Origin of the sequence: Actinopolyspora mortivallis (genome assembly GCF_003001495.1) — a bacterium.
GTDB lineage: Bacteria > Actinomycetota > Actinomycetes > Mycobacteriales > Pseudonocardiaceae > Actinopolyspora > Actinopolyspora mortivallis_A.
In genome coordinates, this window is sequence record NZ_PVSR01000020.1 from 57,281 (window position 1) to 66,657 (window position 9,377).

Consider the following 9,377-nt stretch of genomic DNA (forward strand, 5'->3'; position numbering starts at 1 on the left):
GGGGAGATCAGTTCCGGGACGGCAAACCTGCGCCGGAGACGGACGGGGCCCGGCCCGGACCTCTCACGAAGGACGGAAACACCGATGCCTCAACTGGATCAGGCAAGAACGACCGAGTACGCCGTAACCGACAGGTTATGCGTACGCAGAACACTCGCGGAGCTGTGCACGACACTGTTCGCGTTCCTGCCCAGAGCGGATCAACGACACAAGGGCGAACAGTACCTGACAGGACTGCTGCGGACTCCCGGCAAGAAGTCGATCCGCAATATTTCGGCCTTCCTGGAGGAGAAGGTCAACGAACAGAGCCTGCACCACTTCGTCAACGACTCCACCTGGGACTGGACCCCCATGTGGGACGCACTCGGGCGTTATCTCGCCAGCCACTCACCCCCCAGGGCATGGGTGGCCCACACCATGATCATCCCCAAGTCCGGAGAACACTCCGTCGGAGTCACCAGGTTGTTCTGCTCCGAACGCGGTCAGGCACTCAGCGCGCAGCAAGCAGTCGGCATCTGGGGAGTCACCACCGACACGGCCACACCGGTGAACTGGCGACTGCATCTGCCGGGATCCTGGATCAGGAACAGCACGAAGAGAAACCGCGCTTCAATCCCCCCGGACGCGGTCACCGGCTCCCTGGCCGACTCCGTGGTCCGCGCCTACCGTGACGCCCCGGCCCGCCACCACGTGCCCGAACGCCCTCTCGTGGTCGACGCCCGCCAGATGGACACGAGCGAGCTGATTGGCAAGCTGTGCCGCGACAGGGTTCCCCACATGTCCCGCATCAACGAGGACACCCGACTCGTCCCCACTGACCCAGCCATGTCCGGCTGGAGCGAGGAACCGGTTCAGGCGGAACGGATTCTGCGGGCGGTACGCAACCAGCGCAGTCGGGTCACCCCCATCTTCCCGCACACATCGGAGACCGCCGAACTCGCCACGACGGTGCGGGTCCGACTGCCGAACCCGGCCGGTTCCGCACGGCGCGGCCGAACGAGTCGAGAGTTCGTGCTGTTCGGACTCGGCCGCACCAGGGCGCACTGGCCCGAACAACTGTGGCTGACCGACATGACCACCGCCTCTCCGACGGCGCTGCTGCAGCTGTCCCATCTCAACCAGAGGGTGGCCCGTCACGGCGTACGCCGGGTCGAGCACAGGGGCATCCGGGACTTCGTCGGTCGTTCGTTCGCGGGATGGCATCGACACGCCGCCCTGGTCTCCGCGGCCCATACTGCTGTGGAGCTGGCCGAACGCGATACCGCACACCACTGACAACCACGGAAGAACAAAACAGCACAGCGGGAACGCTGAACACCATGTCGCCTGCCGCAGACACTCGCGCAGCCGCCCCGCCGTCCGATGAGTTCGAGCGGTGACCGTGTCGGCTCCCGTGAATCGACGCACCCGGCGGCCACCGCCGAACGGCACCGCACCGGTGCGATCCTCACCGAGGAACCTAGTCAGCCACCCACGCCCGCAACCATCGGAGAAACCATGGATTGTCACCTCACCCCCCAGACACCCGGCCGGCCCACCGCCGCACCCGCACACCCCACCGAGGGGGTCATCTCCGCCGAACTGCCCACCGCCGTCCACGAAACCCTGCCACCCACCGGACAGCGCTACAACCTCCGCGCCCTCACCGAGATGTGGGCACGCGAACTGGTCGAACACGCCGAACGGGACGGACGCCACCCCCACACCGCCCGCTCCTACACCCACGCCGTCGCCCGCTGGCTGCACTTCTGCCTCCGCGAGAACATCGACCCCCTCCAGGCACGCCGCGCCGATGTGGACCACTGGATATCCGGGCTGGACGTCGGCCCCTCAACCGTCCGCAGCCGCCTGGCCGGACTCAGCAGCTGGTACGGCTACCTCATCGACAACCAGGCCACCGACCACGACCCCGCCGCCCGCGTCAAACGCCCCCGACACGGCCACCGCACCAACGGATCGGACACCGCCTGGCTCTCCGACGAGGAACTCAACGCGCTGCTGGCCGAAGCCACCCGCCGCGCCGAGAACGCCCCCACAGCGAACCTGGAAACCGCCGTCCGCGACGCCGCCATCCTGCGCGTGCTGGTCACCACCGGCGTGCGCTCCGGCGCGGTCCGCCACGCGCGCCTGCCCGACGACCTCGGCACCCGCGGCGGACACCGTCTCCTGCACTACCGCACCAAAGGCGGCGGACACTCGGCCAAACCCCTCGTCCCCTACGCAGCGGTCATGCTGGACAACTACCTACGACTCCGCGCCCAACGCCAGGGACTCGACCCCACCCAACTGACCGGGCCCCTGTTCGCCGGAACCCCCTACCGCGGCAAACCGGGAGGACGCCCCCTGTCCCACAGCTACCTCGCCACCATGCTGCGCCGCACCGCCGAAGCCGCCGGCATCACCAACCCGGAACGGCTCGTTCCCCACTCCACCCGCCACAGCGTGGCCACCTCACTCGGCAAACGCCGCTCCCTGGCCGAAGTGCAGACCTACCTCGACCACGCCGACCCCCGCACCACCCGCCTGTACCTACGGGTGGACGACAACCTCAACAACAGCCCCGCCTACACCATGGCCGGAATCATCCACGACCCCCGGGAATGAGCCCACGACACCGGGCAGAACCAGCACAGGGCAGGGGAGCGGCGGTCCACACGCGCACCCCCCGAACTCACAACAGCGTCAACTGTCGCTGCCGCCTGCGCCGATCCCGCCGCTCACTGCTGCGCACCGCCGCGTCCCCCAACTCGGACAGAAACGGCGACAACGCACGCCGCTCGGAGGAACCACGCCGCGCAGCCCCGGTCACGTACAGCCGCTGCCGCGCCCGCGTCATCCCCACGAAGAACAACCTCCGCTCCTCGGTGTCGTCGTCCTCCCACTGGCCCGGCCACCGCAACGGCAGCAGACCGTCCTCGCAGCCCACCAGAAACACCACCGGATACTCCAGCCCCTTGGCCGCGTGCAGCGTGAGCAACGAGACCGCGTCGGCACGGGGATCCAGGGTGTCCACCTCGGCCCCCAGCAACACCTCCCGCCGGAACCCCTCGACGTCCGCACCGAAGCCGCTCGCCAACGGACGCAACAACTCCACGGCGGCATGCACGGTCTCCGCCTCGTCGGGAACACGCGCGGCCAACCGCTCGGCCGCCCCACGCAGCCGTTGCACCACCGGGCCCTCGTCCTCCGAGACACGCCCCAGCTCGGCCACCAGCGACTCCACCCCGGCTCGCGCCGACAGCGGGTCGTGACTGCGTTTCTGCACCGGAAACCCCTGCCGAACCAACTCCTCACGCAGCACGTGCGACTGCGCGTCGGTGCGGTAGACCACGGCGATGTCCCCGAAACCCACCGAGCCCGTCTCGTACCCCTCGGTACGCCCGCTGTCCAACGAGTGGAAGGACGAACCACCCAGAAGCTCGTCGATGGTACGAGCCACGAAACCGGCCTCGGCGTGCTCGTCCGAGGCCTGGTGCACCACGATCGGATGCGCCCGCACGTCCGCCACCGGACGCAACGTCCGGTCGGCCACCAGACTGCCCGGCCGCACGGCCCGCACCGCCCCCTCCACGATGTGGCGCCCACTGCGGTAGTTCCGCGTCAACTCCACCACGGGAGCGTGCGGATAGTCCCGCTCGAACCGCAGGAAGAACCCCACGTCAGCCCCACGGAACCCGTAGATGGCCTGATCGGGGTCACCGATCACGGTCAGGTTCGCCCCCTCCGGAGCCAACAGCCGCAGCAACCGGTACTGCACCTCGTCGACGTCCTGGTACTCGTCCACGGTGACCCACCGGTACCGCTGCCGATACCACGAGGTCAGCTCGGCGTCGCCCTCCAACAGCTCCACCGGCAGCACCAGCAGGTCGTCGAAGTCGACCAACCCCTCGGCCCGCAACGCCTCCAGGTAACGCGGCACCAGCCGCCGCGTCTCCTCGGAGACCTCACCACCACGACGAGCGCGGGAGATCTCGGAGGCCGTCCGAGGGGCGCTGCGCTCGTCACCGGTCAACCGAGCCAGCATCCCGTTCCTGCGGGCGACATCGGCCACACCGAAATCGGCAGGCAGCCCCAACGCCTCGTGATTGTCCCGCACCAGCTCCATCCCCAGCGAATGGAACGTGGCCACGGTCACCCCGTGTCCGTCAGCGCCGACCAGCGCCTCGATCCGTTGACCCATCTCCACCGCGGCACGCCGCGTGAACGTGATCGCCAGGCACTCCCGCGCCGGCACCCCCCGCTCCCGAACCAGATGCGCGATGCGGTGTGTGACCGTCCGCGTCTTACCCGTCCCCGGACCGGCAACGATCATCAACGGCCCCGGTCCCGCCCCGGCCGCGGCACGCTGCTCGGGGTCGAGCCCGGCAAGCACCCCCTCCACACCGGCCTCGACGGGCTCCTCCCACGACTCGGCCGCGGAAACCTCCTCCCGACAGGAGCTCCCGGAATCCTCACTCCACCCCGGCCGTGGCTCCGCACGTTCCGGGACCGCACCCCGCTGTCGAGCCTGCGCCGACATCGCCGACAGCACCGCGTCGTCGAATAACGACACCGCACCACCGGAACGCATCCGCGACAACTCCTCGGGGTCGAAAACGCGGATCGTGCCGTACTCACCGTCGAAACCGGCCTGCCGGTGCACCGCGCCGCTACGCAGCCGCTGCACCGCCTCGGCCAACAACGGATCCTCGCCCCGCAACGACTCCACCGGCACGTCTTCCAGGATCGACAGCTCGGGGCCGTGCCTGGCGGTCAGCTCACTGATCTCGCCGAACACCTTCTTGCTCTTCGGACCCACCCCACGGAGCTCACCCACGATCTCCGGAAGCGGAATCAGATTCCGAAAACCGGCCGCGCCGGCGGGACGCACCCCCACCTGCCGGTCGGCCAACGCGTCCACCCGGTTGAGCACCCCCACCGTCAACGGCTTCCCGCACTCGGGGCAACGCTTGCCGTGCGCACGCGTGTCCCGCGGATCGAACCGCACCCCGCACTTGCGATGGCCGTCCAGGTGATACTTCCCCTCCTCGGGGAAGAACTCCACAGTGCCCTCGACGCCCTCGCCGGTCTCCAACGCGCGCCGCATGGCGAAGTAGTCCAACTCGGTGTCGAACACCGTCGCCTCCCGCGCCAGCATCGGAGGCGAATGCGCGTCGGAATGACTCACCAGCGTATAACTATCCAAGCCGGACAAACGCCAGTTCATCTCGGGGTCACTGGACAACCCCGTCTCCAACGCGAACACGTGCCCGGCCAGATCCCGGTAGCACTCCTGCACGGAGTCGAAACCGGCCTTGGACCCCAACACCGCGAACCAGGGCGTCCAGATGTGAGCCGGAACGAGGTAGGAACCCTCACCGGACTCCAACGTGATCTCCAACAGGTCACGCGAATCCAACCCCAGGATCGGACGCCCGTCGGAACCGAGATTGCCGATGGCACCGAGCCTGCGACTGAACTCCTCGGCGGCCTCGAAATCCGGCACGTAGCACAGATGGTGCACCTTGCGGGTGTAGTCACCGTACTTGTAGATGGTGGCGATCTCCACCGACAACATGAACCGCACCGGAGCACGACAACTCGCCGGCAACGTACGCTCCAACGCCCGTTCGTACTCCGGACGCAACCGCAACAACCCCGGCTCGGCCGGCTCGAGAACCTCACGCAGATGCGCACGCCAGGCCGGATGCGTGAAATCCCCCGTGCCCACCACGGTGACCCCCTTACGCCGGGCCCACCAGGCGAGATGCTCGATGTCACAGTCCTTGCTGCACGCACGGGAGTACTTGGAGTGAATGTGCAGATCGGCGTAGAAGCGCACCCGTCGATCCTGCCAAACCCCACACCCCCCACGAACAACCACCCGCAGTCGAAGCCGCCCCCACACGACAACGGGGTGGGGCCGCACCAGACGGCCCCACCCCGCACGACCGGATCACCGGCTCAGACCAGCCCCAGAGAACGCACGGTCTCACGCTCGTCGACCAGCTCCTGCACCGAAGCGTCGATCCGCTCCCGCGAGAACTCGTCGATCTCCAGGCCCTGCACGATCTCGTAACGCCCGTCGCGCGCCCGCACGGGGAACGACGAGATCAACCCCTCGGGCACCCCGTAGGAACCGTCCGAGACCACACCGGCCGAGGTCCAGTCGTCCTCGGCCGTACCGTTGACCCAGGTGTGGACGTGATCGATGGCCGCGTTCGCCGCCGACGCCGCCGAAGAAGCCCCTCGGGCCTCGATGATGGCCGCCCCGCGCTGGGCCACGGTCGGGATGAACTCATCCCGCATCCACTCCCGCTCGACCAGATCGGCAGCGGTCTTGCCACCGACCTCGGCGTGGAAAAGGTTCGGATACTGCGTGGCGGAGTGGTTGCCCCAGATCGCCAACCGGCGGATCTCGTCGACCCCGACCCCCAGCTTCGCGGCGAGCTGGGCCAACGCACGGTTGTGATCCAACCTCGTCATGGCCGTGAAACGCTCCGCGGGAACATCCGGGGCGTGCGCCTGGGCGATCAACGCGTTCGTGTTCGCCGGATTCCCCACGACCAGGACACGCACGTCCTCGGCGGCATGAGCGTTGATCGCCTCACCCTGAGGCTTGAAAATGCCACCGTTGGCCTCCAACAGGTCACCGCGCTCCATCCCCTTCGTGCGGGGACGCGCGCCGACGAGCAAACCGATGTTGGTGCCGTCGAAGGCCTGCCGCGTGTCATCGGTGACGTCGACGCTGTGCAACAGCGGAAACGCGCAGTCGGTCAACTCCATGGCCGTGCCCTCGGCGGCCTTGACCGCCTGAGGGATCTCCAACAACTTCAACCGGATCGGAGTGTCGGGGCCGACAAGCTGACCGGAGGCCAAACGGAACAGCAGCGCATAACCGATCTGACCGGCAGCGCCGGTAACAGTGACAGTAACGGGGGAACGAGTCATCGAGTTCTCTCCTGGTCGCCGGGTATTACCAACGGTGATGCTATCCACCGAACAGCCGACCGCCAGTGCCCCCGGCCACGGATCACACCCGCCGCGCCCACCACAGCCGGTGGAACCGATTCAGCCCCCGACGAACCCACCCACCCGATCGTGTTTCGCCTCGCACACCGATCACGCAGAATGAACACATGTTGCAGGTCTGCCTCAACGGCGCCCGAGGCCCCCGCGAACACCATCACCTACCCGTGCGACCTCCCGAACTGGCCAGAGCAGCCGCGGACAGCGTCGCCGCCGGGGCCACGGACATCCACCTGCACCCCAAGACCCCCGACGGCACCGACAGCCTGGATCCGGCGACGGTGGCCGCCGCCGTCCACGCCGTCCGCGCGGCCGCACCGGGCATCCCGGTGGGCATCACCACCGGAAGCTGGACCACCCCCGACACCCGGTCCCGCCTCGCCGCCATCCACAACTGGACCGTCCTTCCCGACCACGCCTCGGTGAACTGGCACGAACAGGGGGCCGCCGACATCGCCCACGCACTGCTGCAACGCGGCATCGGCGTCGAAGCGGGAATCCTCTCGGGCACCGACGCCGAGAGGAACCTCGCCCGCTGGCCACACCGCAACCGGATACTGCGCGTGCTGGCCAGGGTCACCGATCCCACGGCGAACGGAGCCTCCGCCACGGCCGAAACCCTGCTCGCCCGCCTCGAAACGGGCAACACGCCGGTCCTACTGCACGGCAGGGGAGCGGGCGCCTGGGTGGTACTCGACATCGCCACCCGACAAGGCCTGCACACCCGCATCGGTCTGGAGGACACCCTCACCCTGCCCGACGGGGACATCGCCGCCGACAACGCGACCCTGGTCACCGCCGCGCGCACCATCACCTGAAACCGCACCGGCACGACCACCACGCCAACGGGCGATTTCCCCGCTGTTCTGCCAGACTCGGCCCAGCCCGTCGGAAGGGGAGGGGAGATGACCACGTTTCCCTCCGCACTGGGTCTGTCCCCCCAGCAGTGCGAGCAGGTACTGCGGAAGGCGGCCGCGGCTCCGTCGCTGCACAACCGACAACCGTGGCGATTCCGGTTGCTGCCCCACGTGATCGAACTGCACAGTCGTCCCCAGCGCAGACTTCCCGCCACCGACCCGACCGACCGCGACATGCTGTTGGACTGCGGAGCGGCGTTGCTGAACCTGCGACTCGCCCTGGCCCACACCGGAACCAGACCAGTGGTGACGCTGCTGCCGCGACTGAGTGAGGCCACGGCACTCGCCGAGATCCGCGCCGAGGAACGGAAACCTCCGGATCCGACCGAGTCCGAACTCCACAGAGCCATCGAAACACGGCGGACCAACAGACGTCCCTTCCTGGACCCGTCGGTCCCCGAGAAACACCGCCAGCAACTGATCCGCGCCGTACGCACCGAGAACTGCTGGTTGCACGTGGTGGGGCGCTCCGAACACGCCTCCCTGGAGGAACTGATACACCGCGCCCACCGGAAACAGACCGCAGATCCGGAGTTCATGGAGGAGATGCGCCGCTGGACGGGACTCGCCGAGGACGTCGACGAAGGAGTACCCGCCTCGGCCGCGGGACCCGCACCGGAACCACAGGACCGCTGGGTGGTGCGGGACTTCTCCGGTAACCAGGCGCCGAGCCGGGTCACCGGCAAGGACTTCGAGGAGGAACCGCTGCTGGTCGTGGTGTGTTCCTACACCAACAGCACGCTCGACGCGTTGCGGGCCGGACAGGCGTTGCAACGGATGCTGCTGACGGCCACCGTACACGGACTGAGTGCCTCGATGATCTCGCAGGTGGTGGAGGTGCGGGAAACCCGCGAAGGGCTGAGGGAACTGCTCGGCGAGAGTCTCTGGCCCCAGTTGGTGGTGCGCCTGGGCAGAGGTGGGTTCACTCCGGCCACGCCGCGTCTCGAACCACGTCGGTTGCTGATGCCTCCCGAGCCGGACGGGGAGTGAGCCGAGGCGGCTTCGGCATCCCGGGAAACCCTTTACTTAACATAATGTGCATTATCGGCTCAATCCGCCGATGGTCGTGAATGGTGGTGGACGGACTTGCGGACGACGAACTCCGTCGTGTCCCAGCCGTGTCACCGCCGACGAGACCGCGCGGGTTCGTGCCACGGCTGTCGGGAGTCCCGAGCGGCACGTCTCGCGTGGCTCGTCCGGGTGGTTCCACCCGTGTGCCGACGGCTGCGGCACCGTCGCAGCGGGATGTCCGGCGGCGGGTGATCTCCGAGGCGGACCTCGGCGGCCGTGCGGATCCGCACGGGTGTCGACCCGACCAAAAACATGGATAACTAATATTATCCATGAAAATGGGGATCTCCCGTCGGTCCGGTGTGTCACGGGCGCGTGGGGCACCTCGGGAGGTCCGCCTTCCGCGCCCGAGGCCCGCTTCACGGCGGGTGTGCGCACACT

The 9,377-nt window shown here is 68.0% G+C and carries 6 protein-coding genes; 4 read left to right on the plus strand and 2 right to left on the minus strand.

The genetic code is table 11. The features are described from left to right. Positions 1-84 precede the first annotated feature (84 nt). Together CEP50_RS12360 and CEP50_RS12365 are read left to right on the plus strand one after the other, a co-directional pair. Positions 85-1,275 (plus strand): IS701 family transposase, encoded by a 1,191-nt coding sequence (locus CEP50_RS12360; protein WP_106114096.1) that lies wholly within the window; start codon positions 85-87, stop codon positions 1,273-1,275. Positions 1,276-1,497: 222 nt separating this feature from the next. Then, positions 1,498-2,604 (plus strand): tyrosine-type recombinase/integrase, encoded by a 1,107-nt coding sequence (locus tag CEP50_RS12365; RefSeq protein ID WP_106114097.1) that lies wholly within the window; start codon positions 1,498-1,500, stop codon positions 2,602-2,604. A 67-nt stretch (positions 2,605-2,671) separates the two neighbouring features. Here CEP50_RS12365 and CEP50_RS12370 read toward each other — a convergent pair whose 3' ends face one another. Then, entirely contained in the window at positions 2,672-5,821 is a 3,150-nt protein-coding gene (locus CEP50_RS12370) for a UvrD-helicase domain-containing protein (RefSeq protein ID WP_106114098.1), read from the minus strand. A gap of 122 nt (positions 5,822-5,943) precedes the next feature. After that, positions 5,944-6,930: a malate dehydrogenase gene (locus CEP50_RS12375; protein ID WP_106114099.1), complete on the minus strand. Its 987-nt coding sequence runs from the start codon at positions 6,928-6,930 to the stop codon at positions 5,944-5,946. Positions 6,931-7,118: 188 nt separating this feature from the next. Here CEP50_RS12375 and CEP50_RS12380 point away from each other — a divergent pair, with 188 nt between their 5' ends. Together CEP50_RS12380 and CEP50_RS12385 are read left to right on the plus strand one after the other, a co-directional pair. Beyond that, positions 7,119-7,826, plus strand: coding sequence for a 3-keto-5-aminohexanoate cleavage protein (locus CEP50_RS12380; protein WP_106114100.1), 708 nt, complete (start codon positions 7,119-7,121; stop codon positions 7,824-7,826). A gap of 87 nt (positions 7,827-7,913) precedes the next feature. Then, positions 7,914-8,915 carry an Acg family FMN-binding oxidoreductase gene (locus CEP50_RS12385; protein ID WP_106114101.1) on the plus strand — a complete coding sequence of 334 codons (1,002 nt, stop codon included), beginning with the start codon at positions 7,914-7,916 and terminating at the stop codon, positions 8,913-8,915. Positions 8,916-9,377 lie beyond the last annotated feature (462 nt).

Excerpts from the sequence above, each read along its gene's own strand:
- CEP50_RS12360 (WP_106114096.1), top strand. The coding sequence starts at position 85 with ATGCCTCAACTGGATCAGGCAAGAACGACCGAGTACGCCGTAACCGAC.
- CEP50_RS12380 (WP_106114100.1), top strand. The coding sequence starts at position 7,119 with ATGTTGCAGGTCTGCCTCAACGGCGCCCGAGGCCCCCGCGAACACCAT.
- CEP50_RS12375 (WP_106114099.1), bottom strand. The coding sequence starts at position 6,930 with ATGACTCGTTCCCCCGTTACTGTCACTGTTACCGGCGCTGCCGGTCAG.
- CEP50_RS12385 (WP_106114101.1), top strand. The coding sequence starts at position 7,914 with ATGACCACGTTTCCCTCCGCACTGGGTCTGTCCCCCCAGCAGTGCGAG.
- CEP50_RS12365 (WP_106114097.1), top strand. The coding sequence starts at position 1,498 with ATGGATTGTCACCTCACCCCCCAGACACCCGGCCGGCCCACCGCCGCA.